Below are 19,401 nucleotides of genomic sequence, written 5' to 3'. Positions count from 1 at the left end.
AATATTCCGTTCAAAAATAATGAAAAGTGTCGCATTATAGCGTAAATTGCGAAATGGGGCGAACGGATAAAGTGCGGTCAATTAAACGTAAAAATTATGACGAAGGCGTTTGGCTGTGGCATAATAGGATTACTTGAGCATTCAACATAAGGGAATAACATGTCATTAAAACTGGTTGAAGTTGTTGTATTAGGGCAAGTGCTGCGCTTGAATGTCCCTGCAGAACAAGAAGAGATTTTGCGTCAAGCGGCGCGTAATTTAGATCTTCAAGTGTCTGAAATGAAAGAGCGTACAGGTTTATTGCAATTAGACCGTGTGCTTTCTATTGTTGCCTTGAATTTAAGTTTTGAATTAACCCAAGAAAAAAATAAAAATGCCCAGATTGAAAACGTGTTATGTACGCGAATTCAGCAGTTAGATCATTCTTTAGAGAATGCATTAGGTGGGCGTACCATCGTAGATTAAATAAAAAAGAACCGCATGTTGAAAGTGCGGTTCTTTTTTTATGTGTTTTTTAATCGGGCGTGTAATAGAGTTTACCAATTTCAATTTTTTGTCGCCCCGTTTCTTCACGCCATTTATTGCTGTCTCGTAAAGAATAAACACAGCCACAATATTCTTGCTGATAAAAACGTTCACGTTTACTGATTTCGATCATGCGTTGCGATCCACCAGCTTTACGCCAGTTATAATCCCAATAAATCACATCATCATATTTTTCAGCCGCACGGTGACCACAACCATTAATTTGCTCCATGTCTTTCCAGCGAGAAATACCAAGGCAGCTAGTAAATACAGGGAAACCATTTTCATGAGCATATTCAGCGGCTTTTTCAAAACGCATATCAAAACACATGGTACAGCGAATGCCACGTTCAGGTTCCCATTCCATACCTTTTGCGCGATCAAACCATTGTTGGCGATCGTAGTCAGCATCAATAAACGGAATCCCAAATTTTTGGGCAAAGCGGATATTTTCTTCTTTACGAATTAAATATTCTTTTAATGGATGAATATTCGGGTTGTAAAAATAAATCGTAAATTCAATACCCGAGGCCAAAATGGCTTCCATCACTTCACCTGAGCAAGGCGCGCAGCAGGAGTGGAGAAGTAACTTATTATGTCCTTCGGGTAATTCGAGTTTTTCACGAATAAAAGGCGCATTGGGATCCTTGCGCACTTTTTGTTTACGTGTTTTTTGAAATTTAGGTTGAGAATCGACCGCACTTTGCGGTTGAATTTGTTCTTCAGTCATATTAATAAGTTCGGTCTACCGATAAATAAGCCAGTGAAATTAAGGCTTTTTTGTATTGGCTTTCAGGTAATAATGCAATGGCATCAACCGCTTTTTGAGCTTCTTGTTTTGCGCGCTCCATTGCGTAATCGAGAGATTTATGTTCTGTCATAATTGCAAGTACGTCATCGATCGCATCACGTTTTCCGCCTTGTTCAATGGCTTCACGAATAAGCGCGGCTTGTTGTGGATTACCGTGACGCATTGCGTGTAATAAAGGAAGAGTTGGTTTACCTTCAGCGAGGTCATCACCCACATTTTTACCTAATGCTGCAGCGTTTGCGCTGTAATCTAGCACGTCATCTACTAATTGGAATGCGGTACCAAGATAACGACCATATTCTTGAAATGCGGTTTCAATTGATTTTTCAGCACCTGCAACAATTGCAACAGATTGTGCCGCCACCTCAAATAAGCGTGCCGTTTTACTATAAATCACACGCATATAGCTTTCTTCTGTGGTATCGGGATCGTTCACGTTCATTAATTGTTGAACTTCACCTTCCGCCAACACGTTGGTGGCGTCCGCCATAATACGAAGAATATCTAGCGATTGTAACTGTGCCACTAATTGGAATGCGCGAGTATAAATGAAGTCTCCCACTAATACGCTAGCCGCATTACCAAAGGCTGAGTTTGCCGTTGCTCGACCACGACGCATATCCGATTCATCTACCACATCATCATGTAATAAAGAAGCGGTGTGAATAAATTCTACAAAGGTAGCACAAGTGGCCACTTTATCGCTTTCGTAGCCTAATGCACGCGCCGCTAAAACCGCAATAAGTGGTCGAATACGTTTTCCGCCACCTTGCACAATATAAAAACCAAGCTGATTAACCATCGGCACATCGGAGTTAATTTGTGCTAAAATGGCTTGGTTGACTTTCTGCATATCCGCATCTGTTAATGCTTGGATTGCATGCATATCCATTAAATCTTGTTTGTTCATCTTCATTTGGTTCGATGGTTGTGTATATAAAAGAAAAGTGCGGTGAATTTTACCCGATTTTTCAGGGTTTCTGAAATTAAACTCGAGGAAAAGCGCTTTTTTTTATTTTATTGCAAATAAGTGCTTGCGATCGAGTTGTTTTTTCCGTAGAATTTGCGACCTATTTATATGAATTTTGAAGTGCGGACCGAAAATAGTAACGGAGAAGCACAATTATAGCGGAGTATTTATGTACGCAGTTTTCCAAAGTGGCGGTAAACAACACCGTGTGAGCGAAGGTCAAGTAGTTCGTTTAGAAAAACTTGAACTTGCAACTGGCGCAACAGTTGAGTTCGACTCAGTGTTGATGGTCGTTAATGGTGAAGATGTTAAAATTGGTGCACCAGTAGTAGCTGGCGCGAAAGTAGTGGCTGAAGTTGTGGCACAAGGTCGTGGCGATAAAGTTAAAATCGTTAAGTTCCGTCGTCGTAAACACAGCCGTAAACAACAAGGTCATCGTCAGTGGTTCACAGAAGTGAAAATCACTGGGATTCAAGCATAATTTCAGAGGAGATCAAGTAGATGGCAACTAAAAAAGCTGGTGGTTCAACTCGTAACGGTCGTGATTCTGAAGCTAAACGCCTTGGTGTTAAACGTTTCGGTGGCGAATCTGTATTAGCAGGTAGCATCATTGTACGTCAACGTGGTACTAAATTCCACGCAGGTAACAACGTAGGTATGGGTCGTGACCACACCTTATTTGCTACTGCTGACGGTAAAGTAAAATTTGAAGTTAAAGGCGAGAAAAGCCGTAAATACGTAAGTATTGTAACTGAATAATTTTACATCTGATTTTTAAACGCCCCGCATTATCTGTGGGGCGTTTTCTTTTTTATCAGTAATTTACAATCATCAATCACATTTGTTATTCTGGCACTATTGCTTATCTTGATATTTCTTAGTCGAAATTTATCTTAATTCCTAACCGCACTTTAGTAAAATAAAGGAAGATATCATGAAACAACAACCGCTTTTAGGTTTTCTCTTCGCTTTAATTACGGCAATGGCGTGGGGATCTTTACCTATTGCGTTAAAACAGGTTCTATCAGTGATGACACCACAAACGATCGTTTGGTATCGATTTGCGGTAGCTTCTCTTGCACTATTTATTCTGCTAGGTTACAAGAAAAAATTACCACAATTTTCGAAAGGTGGTCGTTTTATTTGGCTTGTACTCATCGGTGTAGCGGGGTTAGCGGGTAATTTCTTTTTATTTAATAGCTCACTTAATTTTATCGATCCTTCTTCAGCCCAAATTTTTATTCATTTTTCTTCTTTTGGTATGTTAATTTGCGGTATTTTTGTCTTTAAAGAAAAGCTCGGATTACATCAAAAGATTGGTTTAGGTTTGTTATTGGCTGGGTTGGTGCTTTTCTTCAATGATAAGCTTGAGGTGTTTAAAGGAGAGAGTGGTTATTTAATGGGCGTCTTATTAAGCCTTACCGCCTCATTAGTTTGGGTTGCTTATGGTATGGCACAAAAGCTCATGCTCCGCCGTTTTAGTTCGCAACAAATTTTATTAATGATGTATTTCGGCTGTCTTTTAGTCTTTACACCTGTTGCTGAATTTTCACAAGTGAGTAACCTCACCCCGTTTGCATTCGGTTGTTTTGTTTATTGCTGCTTGAATACGTTATTTGGTTATGGGGCTTATGCTGAGGCACTTAATCGTTGGGAGGTTTCTAAAGTAAGCGTAGTGATAACCTTAGTACCACTCTTTACCATTTTCTTTGCCCATCTTGCCCATTATGTGAGCCCTAAGAATTTTGCCGCGCCAGAATTAAATATGATTAGCTATATTGGGGCGTTTGTTGTAGTATGCGGAGCAATTTTGTCGGCAATCGGACATAAGTTATTACCGCAATCAAAATAAAGTGCGGTTAAATATTGGAGAGTTTTTATGAAATTTATTGATGAAGCCCTGATTCGTGTGGAAGCAGGGGATGGTGGAAACGGTTGTGTAAGTTTCCGCCGTGAAAAATTTATCCCAAAAGGCGGTCCAGATGGCGGCGATGGCGGTGATGGCGGAGATGTCTATTTGGTTGCAGACGAAAACTTAAATACTTTGATCGATTATCGCTTTACGAAACGTTTTGCTGCAGAGCGAGGTGAAAATGGCCATAGCTCAGATTGTACCGGTCGTCGCGGTAAAGACATTACGTTACGTGTGCCGGTGGGAACGCGTGCAATTGATAATGACACCAAAGAAGTGCTTGGCGATTTAACAAAGCATGGTGCCAAAATGCTAGTAGCGAAAGGTGGTTATCATGGTTTAGGTAATACGCGTTTCAAATCTTCAGTGAACCGTGCACCTCGCCAAAAAACCATGGGTACACCAGGGGAAAAACGCGATTTATTATTAGAATTGATGCTTCTTGCGGACGTCGGGATGCTTGGTTTACCAAATGCAGGTAAATCCACTTTTATTCGCGCCGTTTCAGCCGCAAAACCAAAAGTCGCTGATTATCCATTTACCACTTTAGTGCCAAGTTTAGGCGTAGTGAAAGTGGATGAGAGCCATAGCTTTGTGGTGGCAGATATTCCTGGATTGATTGAAGGTGCATCGGATGGCGCAGGTTTAGGGATTCGTTTCTTAAAACACTTGGAACGTTGTCGTGTGTTAATTCATTTAGTGGATATTAATCCTATTGATGAATCCGATCCTGCAGATAATATTGCGATCATCGAGTCAGAATTATTCCAATATAGCGAAAAATTGGCAGATAAACCGCGTTGGTTAGTCTTCAACAAAATTGATACGATGACTGAAGAAGAGGCGCATGAACGTGCTCAAGAGATTACCGAACGTCTTGGTTGGGAAGAAGGGTATCACCTTATTTCTGCCGCAACGGGTAAAAATGTGCCGCCACTTTGTCGTGATATTATGGATTTCATTGAAGCGAATCCGCGTGATGCGGAAGTCGAAGAAAATAAACCAGAAGAAGTGAAATTCAAATGGGAAGACTACCATCAAGAACAGCTCGCTGAACATCAATTTGATGATGAAGATGACGACTGGGATGATTGGGACGAAGAAGATGAAGAAGGTGTTGAGTTTATTTACAAACCTTAATGCCTAAATGAAAAAAAGAGCGGAAATTTGACCGCTCTTTTTTATTGGGGTTAACCTTTCTTTTTCCCACCTTGACGCGCTTTAAAGCGAGGGTTGGTTTTCGAAATAACATAAACGACACCGTGGCGACGAACAATTTTGCAGCCAGGACGGTTTTTTGCGCTTTTGAGTGAAGATAATACTTTCATTGAATATTCCTATTTTGATTTAAATGCGCCAAATTTACCGTAACGGCTTGCAAATTCACTTGCACGACCTTCGTTACCAATTTGACGAGTTTTACCGGTATAAAACGGGTGGGAAGCAGATGAAGTATCGCACATAAATACAGGGTATTCATTACCATCTTCCCATTTCATGGTGTTGTTAGTTTTAGCACAAGAACGGATCAGAAAGCCTTGTTTCGCGTTGGAATCATAAAATAAAACGGTACGATAATTTTCAGGGTGAATGCCTTTTTTCATTAGAGCTCCTTATATAACGAAAAGAATTGGGCGAAGATACTAATTCAAAAAAGAATGATTATCAATATAATTTTATTCATAACCATGAGAATTTTTTTCATATTGAGAAAAAGAAAAATGCCTTTCGGGTGAAAGGCATTTTGTCTGTTTGGAGGGGGAATTATCCACGGTGCGCGTTTTTCATAATACGCTCTTTCGCCACTTTCCATTCACGCTCTTTAATATCATCACGTTTATCATGTTGTTTTTTACCTTTCGCAAGGCCGATTTTGATCTTTGCCCAAGGTCCTTTCCAATAAAGAGAAAGGGCAACAATGGTAAAACCATCACGGCTTGATTTACCGAAAAGATTATCCAGTTCACGTTTATTCAATAAAAGCTTACGTGTACGCGTCGGATCGCAAACCACGTGAGTAGAAGCCAAGCTTAATGGTTGAATGGTCGCACCAAATAAATAGGCTTCCCCGTTTTTAAAAATGATATAGCTGTCGCTGATATTGGCTTTACCTGCGCGCATTGATTTCACTTCCCAACCTTGTAATTCAAGGCCGGCTTCAATTTCATCTTCAATAAAATATTCGTGTCTGGCTCGTTTATTTAACGCAATGGTGTTGGAGCCGACTTTGACTTTCTTCTTGGTCATTGTTATCCGTTGTTCATTAATCGTAAATTGGCGCTGATTTTACCGAATCTCGCCGTGGATAGCAAAAAACAAAAGGCTGATTTGATTCAGCCTTTTATTACTAAATGATCGATTATTCTTCTAATTCACCACAGAAACGATAGCCTTCACCATGCACGGTAGCAATAATTTCTGGTGTATTAGGATGATCTTCAAAATGTTTCCGAATGCGGCGAATTGTTACATCCACAGTACGATCTTGTGGTTTTAATTCGCGTCCTGTCATTTTTAGCAATAATTCTTCGCGAGTTTGCAATTTTCCTGGGTTTTCACAGAAATGCAACATGGCACGAAATTCACTACGCGGTAGCTTAAACTCAGTGCCTTCAGGTGTAATTAAATTATGACTATTTAAATCCAGTGTCCAACCATTAAAACGATAGTTCTCACGTTGTAAATGGGCCTCTTTGCCATTTAATGTCATGGTACGATGCAATAAATTTCTTGCACGAATGGTGAGTTCTCTTGGGTTAAATGGCTTAGTGAGATAATCATCGGCTCCGATTTCTAAACCTAAAATTTTATCGACTTCATTATCTCTCCCCGTGAGAAAAATCAGAGGGATAGGTGTTTTTTCACGTAATTCACGCCCCAGTAATAAACCATTTTTACCAGGTAAGTTGATATCTAATACGATGAGATTGACCGTTTCTGAGTTTAACTGACGATACATTTCCGCACCATCTTGTGCTTGTAATACCTCATAGCCCTCAGCTTCAAAAATTCCTCTTAACGTATTACGGGTTACCGCTTCATCTTCCACGATGAGAATTTTTGGGGTAGCCATTCATTGCTCCTTGTTATACTTCGTTATGGGCATATTCTATAATTGTAACATTGCTGTAACAACAGAAATGTGCAGTCATTGTTTAAATTACATTTAATTTTATGATCTAAGTCATAAATTATTAACATTCTTTTGATCTATGCTAGAATTTTAGTAGGAACAATAGTTGGGACTTTATGATGAAGCGAATTCTTCTTTTTTTATTTTTTATTTTTACTGCACTTTCCACTCAAGCCGGTCTTTTTGATAAGAAACCGGCTTTCTTACCTGTGGATGACGCTTTTCAATTTTCAGCTGCAAAAAGCGAGAATCAAGAAAATGTGATCGTTAATTGGTCGATAGCAGAAGGGTATTATCTCTATCAAGAGAAAATTTCTGTGAAGCTCAACCATGAGGAAACCTCATCATTTGATGTACCGACATTTTCTATTTCACCTGAAGATTATAACGATCCTTATTTTGGCTTAATGAAGATTTTCAAAAAGCCCGTGCAAGCTATTTTTAAAGCAAGCCACCCGCCATTAAAAGCCGAAGATGTGGTTGAAATTGCTTACCAAGGTTGTACATCGGGCTTTTGTTATCCGCCTGAAGTGAAAGAAATCAAAGTGGCGGATTTGCCGGTTGCACAGATCGCCAATACTGAAAAAACATCAGAAAAATCGACCGCTCTTTCCGCACAACCTAAAGCAGAGCAAGATCGTTTAGCGGAAAGCTTATTTAATAACAAATATGCCGTATTTGGCTTTTTCTTATTGGGCTTAGGTTTGGCTTTTACCCCTTGTGTGTTGCCAATGCTGCCGTTACTTTCAGCGATAGTAATTGGTCAAAATCAACGTCCTAATATGTGGCGTGCCTTTGCATTAAGTTTTGTGTATGTACAGGGGATGGCGCTGACTTACACCTTGTTAGGCTTAATTGTGGCGGCAATTGGTTTGCCATTCCAAGTAGCGTTGCAACATCCTTACGTGATGATTGGCTTATCAATCATCTTTGTCTTGTTAGCGTTGTCGATGTTCGGTGTATTTACCTTACAGCTCCCAAGTTCCTTACAAACAAAACTGTCTTTACTTAGCCAACAGCAAAAAGCTGGAGCCTTTGGTGGCGTGTTCTTAATGGGGATGATTGCGGGGCTTGTGGCTTCACCTTGCACATCAGCACCGCTTTCTGGCGCATTGCTTTATGTGGCGCAGAGTGGGGATTTATTCACTGGCGCGATCACGCTTTATTTGCTTGCGTTGGGCATGGGCGTACCGCTGATTTTAATCACTTTATTCGGGAATAAAATCCTGCCTAAATCAGGCATGTGGATGGAAACCGTTAAAAAGCTCTTTGGCTTTGTGATGCTCGCGTTACCAGTATTCTTAATTTCTCGTATTTTGCCGGATGAATGGACACCAAGATTATGGGCGATGCTGGGTACCGCATTTTTCATTTGGTTTGCGTTCCAAATGCCGAAAAATGGCACCGGTTGGGTATTCCGAATTCTCTTTTTAGTGGCAGCCATGATTAGTGTTAAACCGCTTCAAACTTGGGTTTGGGGTGAAAGCCCAGCACCAAGTGCGGTCGAAAATAAGGCGGTTTCTCATGTTGAATTTAAACAAGTGAAAAGCGAAGCTGAATTGCAACAAGCACTTGCTGAAAATAATAAACCGCTTGTGATGCTCGATCTTTATGCAGATTGGTGTGTCGCTTGTAAAGAGTTTGAAAAAGAGACATTCAGCGATCCTAGTGTACAAAAAGCCTTTGGCGACATGCTGCTTCTTCAGGTTGATATGACAAAAAACTCCGAAGAAAACCGTGCTTTAATGACAAAATATAAAGTGTTAGGTTTACCGACTATTTTGTTCTTTAACCGAGATGGAAAAGAAATTGAGGGGAGTCGTGTTAACGGATTCATGCCGCCCGTTGAGTTTTTACAATGGATTGAGAAAATCAGTAAAGCGTAAAATTATTTCCTAATAGTAAAAAGTCCTTTTCGATTTGAGGTATTGTTTGGCTTCGAGTTAATCATTAATATACACCCCGTTCTCAAATCACTTTTTATTTTTATTAGGAAAACTTTATGAAAAACTTAGAAAAATACTCTCCGTATGTTTTAGCTTTATTACGTATCGTCTCCGCGTATATGTTTATTTTACACGGCACAGCGAAATTCTGGGAATTCCCAATTTCGATGACGGGCGGTAACGGCGCAGTGGGCGATCCACTGATGATTGTTGGTGGAGTAATCGAGATTGTTGGTTCAATCCTATTAATTTTGGGTTTATTTGTTCGTCCTGCGGCATTTATCCTTTCAGGTCAAATGGCTTATGCGTATTTCTTTATGCACGCTGCAGGTAAAGGGAATTTATTTTTCCCAATCGCGAACGGTGGTGAACTTGCTTTACTTTACTCTCTCGTGTTCTTCTATTTTGTGTTTGCGGGTGCTGGCGCATTTTCTCTAGACAATCGCAAACGTTAATCAATTATCTCATTCATTTGTTGCCCGCATTTCGCGGGCCTTTTTGTTTTTAAAATAGATTAAATAAATCACCGCACTTTTAAGTGAGCTTACCAGAAAAATTTTTTCTATATAAACGCAAACGTTTGCGCTATAATTCCCCCCGCTTATTTTTAACCATTTAATGAAAGGAAAATGTAATGACAGATCGTCCAATTCGTCAGGCTTTACTGAGTGTTTCTGATAAAACTGGTATCGTAGAATTTGCTCAAGGCTTAGTACAGCGTGGTGTAAAACTACTTTCCACAGGCGGTACCGCAAAATTATTGGAACAACATGGTTTACCGGTAACAGAAGTGTCTGATTATACGGGATTCCCTGAAATGATGGACGGTCGTGTGAAAACCTTACATCCAAAAGTACATGGCGGGATTCTTGGCCGTCGTGGTACAGATGACGCTATCATGCAGCAACATGGCATCGAAGGCATTGATATGGTCGTCGTGAATTTATATCCATTTGCCGCTACCGTGGCTAAACCAAATTGTACGTTAGAAGACGCAGTAGAAAATATCGATATTGGTGGACCAACCATGGTGCGTTCTGCAGCGAAAAATCATAAAGATGTGGCGATCGTGGTGAATAATCATGATTTTAACAACATTCTTGCTGAAATGGATAAACACCACAACAGCCTAACACTTGAAACTCGTTTTGACCTGGCGATTAAAGCATTTGAACATACCGCTCAATATGATTCTATGATTGCCAACTATTTTGGACAAATGGTGAAACCGTATCATGTAGCAGAGGAAGAAGACGCAAATGCGAAGTGCGGTCAATTCCCACGTACTTTAAACCTTAACTTCGTGCGCAAACAAACCATGCGTTACGGCGAAAACTCCCATCAAAATGCAGCCTTCTATGTTGATTTAAATGTGAAAGAAGCAAGCGTAGCCACCGCTCATCAATTACAAGGTAAAGCCTTGTCTTACAATAATATTGCTGACACCGATGCAGCACTTGAATGCGTGAAAGAATTTGATGAGCCGGCTTGTGTGATCGTTAAACACGCAAATCCATGCGGTGTGGCTTTAGGTAAAGATATTTTAGAAGCCTACAACCGCGCTTACCAAACCGATCCAACTTCTGCATTTGGCGGCATTATTGCTTTCAACCGTGAATTAGACGAAAAAACAGCGACTGAAATCGTGGAGCGCCAATTTGTTGAAGTGATTATTGCGCCGAAAGTATCAGCTGAAGCGCAAGAAGTGGTGAAACGTAAGAAAAATGTTCGTTTACTTGAATGTGGTGAATGGACATCACGTTCTGAACGTCTAGATTTCAAACGTGTAAACGGCGGTTTATTAGTACAAGATGCGGATTTAGGCATGGTTGGCGTGGATGATTTAAAAGTGGTAAGTAAACGTCAGCCAACTGAACAAGAATTAAAAGACTTATTATTCTGCTGGAAAGTGGCGAAATTTGTGAAATCGAATGCCATTGTTTACGCCAAAGACAATCAAACTATCGGCATTGGTGCAGGCCAAATGAGCCGCGTATATTCTGCGAAGATTGCAGGGATTAAGGCACAGGATGAAGGTTTAACCGTAGCCGGTTGTGTGATGGCATCTGATGCGTTTTTCCCATTCCGTGACGGTATTGATGCGGCGGCGAAAGTAGGGATTCAATGTGTTATCCATCCAGGTGGTTCAATGCGCGATCAAGAAGTTATTGATGCCGCGGATGAACATAATATGGTGATGGTATTAACTGGAATGCGTCATTTTAGACATTAATTTATCTAACTATCCCCCTCTTTAGCAAAGAGGGGAAGGGGAGATTTGGCAGAAGTGATCTCAAGCTCATACTAAATTCAATATCGTTTAAATCTCCCCCTAGCCCCCTCTTTACAAAAGAGGGGGAATTACAGGAAAAAATAGCCGCACTTTTTTAAATTAGGCATACGTAAGGACTATAACATGAACATCCTCATCATCGGAAATGGCGGTCGTGAACACGCCTTGGCTTGGAAAGCTGCACAATCTCCATTAGCGGACAAAGTTTTCGTCACACCGGGCAACGCGGGTACAGCATTAGAACAAAAAGTAGAAAACGTGAATATTTCTGCGACAGATATCCCTGCCTTAGTGAAATTTGCTCAAGATAAGCAAGTTGGATTAACCATTGTTGGCCCTGAAGCACCGCTAGTAATTGGTGTGGTTGATGCATTTCGTGCAGCTGGATTAAAAATTTTTGGCCCAACTCAAGCGGCTGCACAATTGGAAGGTTCAAAAGCATTTACCAAAGATTTCCTCGCGCGTCATAAAATCCCAACGGCAGAATATCAAAACTTCACCGAAGTAGAACCTGCATTGGCGTACTTGCGTGAGAAAGGTGCGCCAATTGTCGTAAAAGCAGATGGTCTGGCGGCGGGCAAAGGCGTAATCGTTGCAATGACATTGCAAGAAGCGGAAGACGCTGTGCGTGATATGCTTTCTGGCAATGCCTTTGGCGAAGCGGGTAGCCGAGTGGTGATTGAAGAGTTTTTAGATGGCGAAGAAGCCAGCTTTATCGTCATGGTGGACGGTAAAAACGTCGAACCTATGGCAACCAGTCAAGATCATAAACGCGTGGGTGAAAACGACACTGGTTTGAATACTGGTGGTATGGGGGCATATTCACCAGCCCCAGTGGTGACACCAGAAATTCATGAGCGCATTATGCGAGAAGTGATTTATCCAACAGTCAATGGCATGGCAGCGGAAGGCAATGTTTACACAGGTTTCCTATACGCAGGATTAATGATTATGCCGAATGGTCAGCCGAAAGTGATCGAATTTAACTGTCGTTTTGGCGATCCAGAAACCCAGCCGATCATGCTACGTCTTGAATCAGATCTGGTAGGATTTTGTCTTAAAGCTTGCGATGGTAAATTGAACGAAGTGAAATCCCAATGGAATCCAAAATCTTCCTTAGGGATTGTTTTGGCGGCTGAAGGCTATCCAGGCGATTATCGCAAGGGCGATGAAATCACCGGTTTGCCACAAAGTGCGGTCGAAAATGAGAAAGTTTTCTTAGCGGGCGTTGCAGAACAAGAAGGCAAGTTAGTCACGAACGGCGGTCGCGTGCTTTGTGTGACTGCGTTAGGCGAAAGTGTATTTGAAGCGCAACAAAAAGCCTTAAAACTCGCTGAGCAAATTCAATGGTCTGGACGTTTTTATCGTCGAGATATTGGCTATCGTGCTGTTGAACGTGAGCAGCAAAAATAACGACATTTAATGTTAAGGGATCGAATGGATTATAAAAATAAAGAATTATGTCGTCTTCGCACAATCAGTTTTTTTCTAACGTTACATAAAGATAAAACGCAATGGGAAGATGCACTTTATTCGGTGAAACGTGATGTGGATTTGTTATTACCTGCTGTACAGAAAGCAGGTTATACCTTGCAATCGATTCGAGTGATTACCAATCCCTTTGGTGAATATTTGGATTTAACCAATTTGCAGACAGCAAAAGCAGATTTGCAGTATTTAACGGAATTATTGAATAAATTTAATGAAAGTGGAATCCGTCTTCGATTTGCAATAGGCGCGGCGAGAAATAAAGAGGAAATTGCTTTATTACCAGAGTTAATCGCCGCTTATGGCGACTTGTGTAATGCTTGTGTCAATGTGCCATTAGATGAAAATGGCGTGTTAGATAATGAACTTATTGAGCAATCTGTTTATGCCGTACAACGAATTGCAAATATCACACCACGTGGCGAAGGTAATTTTAACTTTACGGTGAATTTTAACTGCAAGCCATTTATTCCTTATTTCCCCGCTGGTTATCATCTAAGTCATTTACCAAACAGTTTTGTCATTGGTTTAGAAACACCCGATTTATTAGTCGAAGTATTAAAATCTGTGCCAAAATCGCCTCATAATCAATTTTATGCTGATTGTTATCAGGCTATGTCGCAAGCCCTGCAATATCATGTAGATCAAGTATTAGAGATGTTAAGTGCGGTCAAATTATCAGGTGAATTTGAATTTGCAGGCATTGATAGTTCGGCGGCACCATCGAAAAATTGTGCATCCATGACAAAAATTTATGAATTAATGGGATTGCCCTATTTTGGTGCGGCTGGTTCAGTCGAGGTTTCTGCTTTACTGACAAAAGTGTTTAAATCAATCCAACGTGTGCCATTGGTTGGGTTTTCTGGATTAATGTTGGCGGTGACAGAAGATTTAGGTTTAGCCGAAGGTACACAAAAACACTATTTTGATATCCGTGCTTTACTGACTTATAGTGCAGTATGTGGTATCGGTTTAGACACAGTCCCAGTGGCGGGAGATGTCAAGGCAGAAAGCATTGCCGCTATTATGCGCGATACGGGAACGATGGCATTTCGCTTAAATAAACCACTAACTGTGCGTTTATTTCCCATTCCGAATAAGGTTGCAGGTGAAATATCAGAATTTGAAAGTGATGATTTATGTAACTGCCGCCTTTTACACATTCCTGATTAAACGAAAATTGTGAACAACGTTATCCCTACTGTCAATAAAAGGAGTATCTCATGAGAAAATTAATATTAGGTAGCCTTGTTGCTACATTATTAACAGGTTGCTCGGGGGCTTCAAATGTCTCACAAAGTTCAACATTAGATGGCGAGTGGATTTGTCATACTATCCCGACGAAAGATAAACAAACTTATGATCGTTTAGATCATTTTGTCTTGAAATCTGATGGAACAGGTATGTTGCGAGGTATTTCGAGTATCGAATTAGATAAAGAAAGCACAATTCGTTATTTAACCAAAGGCAAGGTGAAATGGGTTGCTCAAAATAATGTCTTGAGTTTTGATTTTATCAATCGTTCTATGGTACCGGCTCATAGTAAAAATGTGGCTAAAGTCATCAAGCAAAATAAAGCCCTACAAAAACAAGAAAAAGAAGAGCTGGCTGCATTTTATAGTAAATCTGCCAATCATACAGATATGCCAATTGAGTTGAAAAAAAATGGCAATCAACTTATTCTCGGTAAGGATTATGCGACCTGCCGACGAGTAACAGAGAATGACAAGGACATTCAGTTATTGAATAAGTGGTTTGTAAAGAAATAGGGTCGATTAAGAAAAACAAATACGATTTCAACCGCACTTTATTTTTAGGTGCGGGGATCTGATTAATAAAAGGAGAGTTATGATGAGAAAATTAGTATTAAGTAGTCTTATCGCTGTATTGTTATCAGGATGTGCAACGGCGCATCAACAAACTGAACAGGAAAAAGCCTTAGTGGGCGATTGGATTTGCCATGTAAAACCTGCAGCCAAATCTCCTTTACCTGTAGAGCATTTTGATTATGTCACCTATCACGCAGATCAAACTGTGCTTCTACGTGGTATTTCACAGATTGATACAAAAGAAGGCTGGATGCGTTATTTATTGCAAGCTAAAGCTAAATGGCAGGCAAGTGATGGTAAGTTAAGTTATGACTTTACGGATCGTCTATTTAAAACCGCCCATTCACCACAAGTCGCGAAAATTATTGAACAATCTCCAGAATTTAAAGAATTAGATAAGGAATTTGTTTCACCTTGTAATAACTGCGGTAATCATTTGGATATGAAGATTAAAATGAAAAGCCTAACAAGGATGACCAATTTTAATACATATACGAAAGAAACCAGCCAATGCCGTAAACTGGGTGCTGGCGAGAAAACAAAAGAAGTTAAACTAATTGAGAAATTAGTGAAAGAAAAAGGCTCGATTTAGATAAATGAATGTTTTTCATTGTAATAATGAAAAATATGATCGAAATTTTTGATTAAGTTTTTACTTGGAAACAGGTAAACTATACACAAATAATTCAAACAACGAGGAAAACACAATGTTTAAAAAAAGTATGAACATCGCTGATTACGATCCGGTTCTATGGCAAGCCATTCAGGGCGAAAATCGTCGTCAAGAAGAGCATATCGAGCTTATCGCATCTGAAAACTATGCGAGCCCACGCGTAATGGAAGCGCAAGGTTCACAGTTTACTAACAAGTATGCTGAAGGCTACCCAGGTAAACGTTACTACGGCGGTTGTGAGTACGCAGACATTGTAGAGCAGTTAGCGATTGATCGTGCTAAAGAGTTGTTTGGTGCGGATTATGTAAACGTACAACCACATTCTGGTTCACAAGCTAATGCGGCGGTATATGGTGCATTAATCAATGCGGGCGATACCATTTTAGGGATGGATTTAGCACACGGTGGTCACTTAACCCACGGGGCGAAAGTGAGCTTCTCCGGTAAAATCTATAATTCTGTGCTTTATGGTATTACGGCTGATGGTTTAATTGACTATGAAGATGTCCGTCAAAAAGCATTAGAGCACAAACCAAAAATGATTGTGGCAGGTTTCTCTGCTTATTCTCAAGTGGTAGATTGGAAAAAAATGCGTGAAATCGCGGATGAAGTAGGCGCGTATTTATTTGTGGATATGGCACACGTTGCAGGTTTAATCGCAGCAGGTTTATATCCAAACCCATTACCATATGCACATGTTGTCACAACAACTACCCATAAAACCTTAGGTGGTCCACGTGGCGGTTTAATCCTTTCTTCTTGCGGTGATGAAGAGCTTTATAAACGCTTACAATCTTCTGTTTTCCCTGCAAACCAAGGTGGTCCATTAGTTCACATTATTGCCGCGAAAGCAGTATGTTTCAAAGAGGCGTTAGAACCAGCTTATAAAGAATACCAAGCAAACGTAATTAAAAATGCGAAAGCAATGGTGGAAGTGTTTAAACAACGCGGTTATGACGTGGTTTCAAATGGTACAGAAAACCATTTATTCTTAGTGAGCTTCATCAAACAAGGCTTAACCGGTAAAGCGGCTGATGCTGCGTTAGGTAAAGCGAATATCACGGTGAATAAAAACTCAGTACCAAATGACCCACAAAAACCATTTGTGACCTCTGGTATTCGTGTCGGTACACCAGCAGTGACTCGTCGTGGTTTTAATGAACAAGACTGTCGTGAGTTAGCCGGCTGGATGTGTGATGTATTAGATGCATTAGGCAAAGAAAACGAAGAGCAAGTGATTGCAGCAACCAAAGAAAAAGTATTGGCAATCTGCAAACGTCTTCCAGTTTACGCATAATGCTGATTCAGCTTTTATTTGTGATGCTAGCGGCGGTAAATATCGCCGCTTATTTTTTAATGTGGAAAGATAAAATCCGTTCGGTTCGTCACGGCTGGCGAATTTCTGAAAATACTTTTTTTCTATTAAGCCTTCTTGGTGGGTTTATTGGTGTTTATTGCGGGATGAAACGCTTTCGTCATAAAACCAAACACTTTAGTTTCAAATTTGTCGTTGTGTTCAGTGCATTTATTTGGTTAATCTTAATGCCATATTGCTATTTCTTTCTTGAATAACATTGAGCGCAGAATGACTTTCAGTAATAAAAAAGCCTAGAGAATATCTCTAGGCTTTTTAGTATGCAATTTGACTACTTAAAAATGAGGCGTCGATTTCGACTTTTCTTCACTTGTGAAAGTGTAATTAATCCCAACACAATGACATAGACAGCGAAAATAAATACCAACCATTGTACCATTGTGATGCCGAAAAGTGACCATTGGCTTTCATTACAGCTACCTGTTGGATTGAACACCGCAGGTAGCCATTTATGAAATGGTAACGTTTCCGGAAAGTTTGGTATAAATTCACATTGTTTCCACGGTGCCGGATTCATTTGTAAATCAAGGTGACGAATGGAGATCATTAATCCTTTGATTGCACTAAATAAACCCACAATAAGAGCAAGAATGCGGACAATAAGCGAACTAGGGGCTAAGGCGCCGATAAGACCAGCAATAAATAACCCTACAACAGCTAAACGCTCATAAACACAAAGTACACAAGGTTGCAAACTCATGCCGTATTGAAAGTAAAGTGCGGTCGATTCTAAGGCAAATGCAGTAAATGCCAAAAAGATCCACGCTGAACGTTTAAGGGATAATTGCTTAAAAAAGTCGAGCATTCTCTCTCCTTATGTTTCATTAAATTGGAATAATTAAGCCAAGGTTTGCAAGCCAAATTGTCATTTCAGGTAGGATAAATTCGATAGCAAAGAAACCGACTAGCGTTAATACGATGGTGTAAGGCAATGCCATATAGACCATTCTACCATAAGAAAGTTTAATTAACGGTGCAAGCGATGATGTTAATAAGAACAAGAACGCGGCTTGACCGTTTGGTGTCGCAACAGAAGGTAAGTTTGTCCCTGTATTGATTGCTACCGCAAGTAATTCAAATTGGTGCGGTGCAATTGCGCCTGTCGCAAGGGCATGTTTCGCTTCATTGATATAAACCGTTGCTACGAATACGTTATCAGAAATCGCAGAAAGTAAACCATTGAAACCGTAGAATAGCGCTAACTGTGTTTTCTCTTCAGAACTTAATACGAAGTGAATAATTGGCGCAAAGAGTTTTTGATCGATAATCACCGCAACGATAGAGAAAAATACGACTAATAATGCAGTGAACGGTAAACTTTCTTGGAATGATTTTCCAATAGCATGTTCGTCTGTTACACCAGTAAAGGTTGTTGCAAGAATAATCACGCTTAAACCAATTAAGCCGACAGCCGCTAAGTGGAAGGCTAAACCTAAGATTAACCAAACTGCGATAACTGCCTGAACAGAAAGACGAATCTTATCTTGTTTAGACATCTTTTGTGCATTTTCGCGATCTAAATCAGCCAAGATTTTCCATACATCTTCTGGTAGTTTTTCACCATAACCGAATACTTTAAATTTTTCGACTAAAATACAAGTGAGTAATCCGCAGATAAATACAGGGACTGTCACAGGAGCCATGCGGAAGAAAAATTCAATGAAATTCCATTTAGCTTGTTCTGCAATGATTAAGTTTTGTGGTTCACCTACCATGGTCATTACACCACCGAGTGCAGTACCCACACCGGCATGCATCATTAAGCTACGTAAGAAAGAGCGGAATTTTTCGAGAGTTTCGTGATTTTTAATTTTGTTATCATCGGAAATATCAACCGCATCTTGTAGTGTTTTACCTGATGCGACTTTGTGATAAACCCCATAGAAACCCATGGCAACACTAATGATTACAGCCACAACAGTTAGTGCATCTAAGAAAGCTGAAAGAAATGCTGCACTAAAACAGAATGCTAAAGAGAGGACGATTTTAGAACGGATACGCACTAATAATTTGGTGAAGACATAAAGCAAAAGTTGCTTCATAAAATAAATACCGGCGACCATGAAGATTAAAAGTAAAACCACTTCAAAGTTTGCCACGATCTCCGCTTTAACATGTTCGGCATTCGTCATGCCAATGGCAATAGCCTCAAATGCTAATAAACCACCTGGTTGAAGAGGGTAGCATTTTAATGCCATGGCTAGCGTGAAAATAAACTCTGCAACTAGTAGCCAGCCTGCAAAAAATGGACTAACAAAAAAGAATAAAACCGGGTTAATTACCAAGAAGGCAATAATGGTTAATTTATACCAATCTGGACTTGCGCCCAGAAAGTTTTTCATGAATGCTTGTGTGTAAGTCATATCGAACTCCGTTTTTTTATAGTCCTGTCATTGTAATATATACTGCTTTAAAGGATAATAGATCAGTTGAAGATTTATTGAAT

Annotated in this window: 22 protein-coding genes; 14 read left to right on the top strand and 8 right to left on the bottom strand. The window is 40.1% G+C overall.

Going from position 1 to position 19,401, the window contains the following annotated elements; genetic code table 11:
- The first annotated feature begins 159 nt into the window (after positions 1 to 159).
- Complete coding sequence (locus ADA56_RS04760) at positions 160 to 465, top strand: cell division protein ZapA (protein WP_005695425.1); 306 nt, start codon at positions 160 to 162, stop codon at positions 463 to 465.
- 49 nt (positions 466 to 514) lie between these two features.
- On the opposite strand, the gene ADA56_RS04755 is transcribed toward ADA56_RS04760, so the two are convergent.
- Both ADA56_RS04755 and ispB read right to left on the bottom strand, forming a co-directional pair.
- On the bottom strand, positions 515 to 1,255 hold the full coding sequence (locus ADA56_RS04755; protein ID WP_049369547.1) for an epoxyqueuosine reductase QueH: 741 nt from the start codon (positions 1,253 to 1,255) through the stop codon (positions 515 to 517).
- 1 nt (position 1,256) lies between these two features.
- Positions 1,257 to 2,246 (bottom strand): octaprenyl diphosphate synthase, encoded by a 990-nt coding sequence (gene ispB, locus ADA56_RS04750; RefSeq protein WP_049369546.1) that lies wholly within the window; start codon positions 2,244 to 2,246, stop codon positions 1,257 to 1,259.
- 229 nt (positions 2,247 to 2,475) lie between these two features.
- Here ispB and rplU point away from each other — a divergent pair, with 229 nt between their 5' ends.
- The 4 genes from rplU to cgtA all read left to right on the top strand — a co-directional run bounded on the left by rplU (position 2,476) and on the right by cgtA (position 5,358).
- Positions 2,476 to 2,787, top strand: a complete 312-nt coding sequence (gene rplU / locus ADA56_RS04745; RefSeq protein WP_005695431.1) for a 50S ribosomal protein L21 — start codon at positions 2,476 to 2,478, stop codon at positions 2,785 to 2,787.
- Between the two features lie 20 nt (positions 2,788 to 2,807).
- On the top strand, positions 2,808 to 3,065 hold the full coding sequence (gene rpmA, locus ADA56_RS04740; protein WP_005539872.1) for a 50S ribosomal protein L27: 258 nt from the start codon (positions 2,808 to 2,810) through the stop codon (positions 3,063 to 3,065).
- A gap of 175 nt (positions 3,066 to 3,240) precedes the next feature.
- Complete coding sequence (locus ADA56_RS04735) at positions 3,241 to 4,158, top strand: DMT family transporter (protein WP_049369545.1); 918 nt, start codon at positions 3,241 to 3,243, stop codon at positions 4,156 to 4,158.
- A gap of 27 nt (positions 4,159 to 4,185) precedes the next feature.
- On the top strand, positions 4,186 to 5,358 hold the full coding sequence (gene cgtA / locus ADA56_RS04730; RefSeq protein ID WP_005697855.1) for an Obg family GTPase CgtA: 1,173 nt from the start codon (positions 4,186 to 4,188) through the stop codon (positions 5,356 to 5,358).
- A 50-nt stretch (positions 5,359 to 5,408) separates the two neighbouring features.
- Here the strand turns inward: cgtA and ykgO are convergent, their stop codons facing one another.
- The 4 genes from ykgO to arcA all read right to left on the bottom strand — a co-directional run bounded on the left by ykgO (position 5,409) and on the right by arcA (position 7,291).
- Entirely contained in the window at positions 5,409 to 5,546 is a 138-nt protein-coding gene (gene ykgO, locus ADA56_RS04725) for a type B 50S ribosomal protein L36 (RefSeq protein ID WP_005695435.1), read from the bottom strand.
- A gap of 9 nt (positions 5,547 to 5,555) precedes the next feature.
- The gene (locus ADA56_RS04720) at positions 5,556 to 5,822 is read right to left on the bottom strand and encodes a type B 50S ribosomal protein L31 (RefSeq protein WP_014064115.1); all 267 of its coding nucleotides are present in this window, start codon (positions 5,820 to 5,822) and stop codon (positions 5,556 to 5,558) included.
- A gap of 160 nt (positions 5,823 to 5,982) precedes the next feature.
- Entirely contained in the window at positions 5,983 to 6,465 is a 483-nt protein-coding gene (gene smpB, locus ADA56_RS04715; protein ID WP_014064114.1) for an SsrA-binding protein SmpB, read from the bottom strand.
- Positions 6,466 to 6,577: 112 nt separating this feature from the next.
- Positions 6,578 to 7,291, bottom strand: coding sequence for a two-component system response regulator ArcA (gene arcA, locus ADA56_RS04710; RefSeq protein WP_049369544.1), 714 nt, complete (start codon positions 7,289 to 7,291; stop codon positions 6,578 to 6,580).
- Positions 7,292 to 7,470: 179 nt separating this feature from the next.
- On the opposite strand from arcA, the gene ADA56_RS04705 reads away from it, so the two are divergent.
- From ADA56_RS04705 to ADA56_RS04665, 9 genes are all read left to right on the top strand, one after another.
- Positions 7,471 to 9,237 carry a protein-disulfide reductase DsbD gene (locus ADA56_RS04705; RefSeq protein ID WP_049369543.1) on the top strand — a complete coding sequence of 589 codons (1,767 nt, stop codon included), beginning with the start codon at positions 7,471 to 7,473 and terminating at the stop codon, positions 9,235 to 9,237.
- A gap of 116 nt (positions 9,238 to 9,353) precedes the next feature.
- Complete coding sequence (locus ADA56_RS04700) at positions 9,354 to 9,752, top strand: DoxX family protein (protein ID WP_049369542.1); 399 nt, start codon at positions 9,354 to 9,356, stop codon at positions 9,750 to 9,752.
- A 179-nt stretch (positions 9,753 to 9,931) separates the two neighbouring features.
- Positions 9,932 to 11,530 carry a bifunctional phosphoribosylaminoimidazolecarboxamide formyltransferase/IMP cyclohydrolase gene (gene purH / locus ADA56_RS04695; RefSeq protein WP_049369541.1) on the top strand — a complete coding sequence of 533 codons (1,599 nt, stop codon included), beginning with the start codon at positions 9,932 to 9,934 and terminating at the stop codon, positions 11,528 to 11,530.
- A gap of 183 nt (positions 11,531 to 11,713) precedes the next feature.
- Positions 11,714 to 13,003 carry a phosphoribosylamine--glycine ligase gene (purD, locus tag ADA56_RS04690; protein ID WP_049369540.1) on the top strand — a complete coding sequence of 430 codons (1,290 nt, stop codon included), beginning with the start codon at positions 11,714 to 11,716 and terminating at the stop codon, positions 13,001 to 13,003.
- Positions 13,004 to 13,027: 24 nt separating this feature from the next.
- The gene (locus tag ADA56_RS04685; protein WP_049369539.1) at positions 13,028 to 14,251 is read left to right on the top strand and encodes a DUF711 family protein; all 1,224 of its coding nucleotides are present in this window, start codon (positions 13,028 to 13,030) and stop codon (positions 14,249 to 14,251) included.
- A 50-nt stretch (positions 14,252 to 14,301) separates the two neighbouring features.
- Complete coding sequence (locus ADA56_RS04680) at positions 14,302 to 14,847, top strand: hypothetical protein (RefSeq protein WP_049369538.1); 546 nt, start codon at positions 14,302 to 14,304, stop codon at positions 14,845 to 14,847.
- 79 nt (positions 14,848 to 14,926) lie between these two features.
- Positions 14,927 to 15,499: a hypothetical protein gene (locus ADA56_RS04675; protein WP_239658986.1), complete on the top strand. Its 573-nt coding sequence runs from the start codon at positions 14,927 to 14,929 to the stop codon at positions 15,497 to 15,499.
- Between the two features lie 115 nt (positions 15,500 to 15,614).
- A complete protein-coding gene (gene glyA, locus ADA56_RS04670; protein ID WP_049364889.1) occupies positions 15,615 to 16,877 on the top strand; it encodes a serine hydroxymethyltransferase in 1,263 nt (420 codons plus the stop codon).
- Entirely contained in the window at positions 16,877 to 17,152 is a 276-nt protein-coding gene (locus ADA56_RS04665; protein WP_049369536.1) for a DUF1294 domain-containing protein, read from the top strand. Before glyA ends, ADA56_RS04665 begins: the two co-directional genes overlap by 1 nt.
- Before the next feature lie 74 nt (positions 17,153 to 17,226).
- On the opposite strand, the gene dsbB is transcribed toward ADA56_RS04665, so the two are convergent.
- Positions 17,227 to 17,760, bottom strand: a complete 534-nt coding sequence (gene dsbB, locus ADA56_RS04660; RefSeq protein WP_049369535.1) for a disulfide bond formation protein DsbB — start codon at positions 17,758 to 17,760, stop codon at positions 17,227 to 17,229.
- A gap of 19 nt (positions 17,761 to 17,779) precedes the next feature.
- Complete coding sequence (gene nhaB / locus ADA56_RS04655; protein ID WP_049369534.1) at positions 17,780 to 19,318, bottom strand: Na(+)/H(+) antiporter NhaB; 1,539 nt, start codon at positions 19,316 to 19,318, stop codon at positions 17,780 to 17,782.
- Between the last annotated feature and the right edge of the window lie 83 nt (positions 19,319 to 19,401).

Origin of the sequence: Parahaemophilus parainfluenzae (assembly GCF_001055095.1) — a bacterium.
Taxonomy (GTDB): Bacteria; Pseudomonadota; Gammaproteobacteria; order Enterobacterales; family Pasteurellaceae; genus Haemophilus_D; species Haemophilus_D parainfluenzae_Z.
The sequence above is the reverse complement of the archived record's forward strand: the minus strand, read 5'-3'. Positions and strand labels throughout refer to the sequence as shown.

Excerpts from the sequence above, each read along its gene's own strand:
- ADA56_RS04685 (WP_049369539.1), top strand. The coding sequence starts at position 13,028 with ATGGATTATAAAAATAAAGAATTATGTCGTCTTCGCACAATCAGTTTT.
- ADA56_RS04720 (WP_014064115.1), bottom strand. The coding sequence starts at position 5,822 with ATGAAAAAAGGCATTCACCCTGAAAATTATCGTACCGTTTTATTTTAT.
- ADA56_RS04680 (WP_049369538.1), top strand. The coding sequence starts at position 14,302 with ATGAGAAAATTAATATTAGGTAGCCTTGTTGCTACATTATTAACAGGT.
- cgtA (WP_005697855.1), top strand. The coding sequence starts at position 4,186 with ATGAAATTTATTGATGAAGCCCTGATTCGTGTGGAAGCAGGGGATGGT.
- rplU (WP_005695431.1), top strand. The coding sequence starts at position 2,476 with ATGTACGCAGTTTTCCAAAGTGGCGGTAAACAACACCGTGTGAGCGAA.
- ADA56_RS04675 (WP_239658986.1), top strand. The coding sequence starts at position 14,927 with ATGATGAGAAAATTAGTATTAAGTAGTCTTATCGCTGTATTGTTATCA.
- ykgO (WP_005695435.1), bottom strand. The coding sequence starts at position 5,546 with ATGAAAGTATTATCTTCACTCAAAAGCGCAAAAAACCGTCCTGGCTGC.
- ADA56_RS04755 (WP_049369547.1), bottom strand. The coding sequence starts at position 1,255 with ATGACTGAAGAACAAATTCAACCGCAAAGTGCGGTCGATTCTCAACCT.
- arcA (WP_049369544.1), bottom strand. The coding sequence starts at position 7,291 with ATGGCTACCCCAAAAATTCTCATCGTGGAAGATGAAGCGGTAACCCGT.
- glyA (WP_049364889.1), top strand. The coding sequence starts at position 15,615 with ATGTTTAAAAAAAGTATGAACATCGCTGATTACGATCCGGTTCTATGG.
- ADA56_RS04760 (WP_005695425.1), top strand. The coding sequence starts at position 160 with ATGTCATTAAAACTGGTTGAAGTTGTTGTATTAGGGCAAGTGCTGCGC.
- purD (WP_049369540.1), top strand. The coding sequence starts at position 11,714 with ATGAACATCCTCATCATCGGAAATGGCGGTCGTGAACACGCCTTGGCT.
- purH (WP_049369541.1), top strand. The coding sequence starts at position 9,932 with ATGACAGATCGTCCAATTCGTCAGGCTTTACTGAGTGTTTCTGATAAA.
- dsbB (WP_049369535.1), bottom strand. The coding sequence starts at position 17,760 with ATGCTCGACTTTTTTAAGCAATTATCCCTTAAACGTTCAGCGTGGATC.
- ADA56_RS04705 (WP_049369543.1), top strand. The coding sequence starts at position 7,471 with ATGAAGCGAATTCTTCTTTTTTTATTTTTTATTTTTACTGCACTTTCC.
- rpmA (WP_005539872.1), top strand. The coding sequence starts at position 2,808 with ATGGCAACTAAAAAAGCTGGTGGTTCAACTCGTAACGGTCGTGATTCT.
- ADA56_RS04665 (WP_049369536.1), top strand. The coding sequence starts at position 16,877 with ATGCTGATTCAGCTTTTATTTGTGATGCTAGCGGCGGTAAATATCGCC.
- ADA56_RS04735 (WP_049369545.1), top strand. The coding sequence starts at position 3,241 with ATGAAACAACAACCGCTTTTAGGTTTTCTCTTCGCTTTAATTACGGCA.
- nhaB (WP_049369534.1), bottom strand. The coding sequence starts at position 19,318 with ATGACTTACACACAAGCATTCATGAAAAACTTTCTGGGCGCAAGTCCA.
- ADA56_RS04700 (WP_049369542.1), top strand. The coding sequence starts at position 9,354 with ATGAAAAACTTAGAAAAATACTCTCCGTATGTTTTAGCTTTATTACGT.
- ispB (WP_049369546.1), bottom strand. The coding sequence starts at position 2,246 with ATGAACAAACAAGATTTAATGGATATGCATGCAATCCAAGCATTAACA.
- smpB (WP_014064114.1), bottom strand. The coding sequence starts at position 6,465 with ATGACCAAGAAGAAAGTCAAAGTCGGCTCCAACACCATTGCGTTAAAT.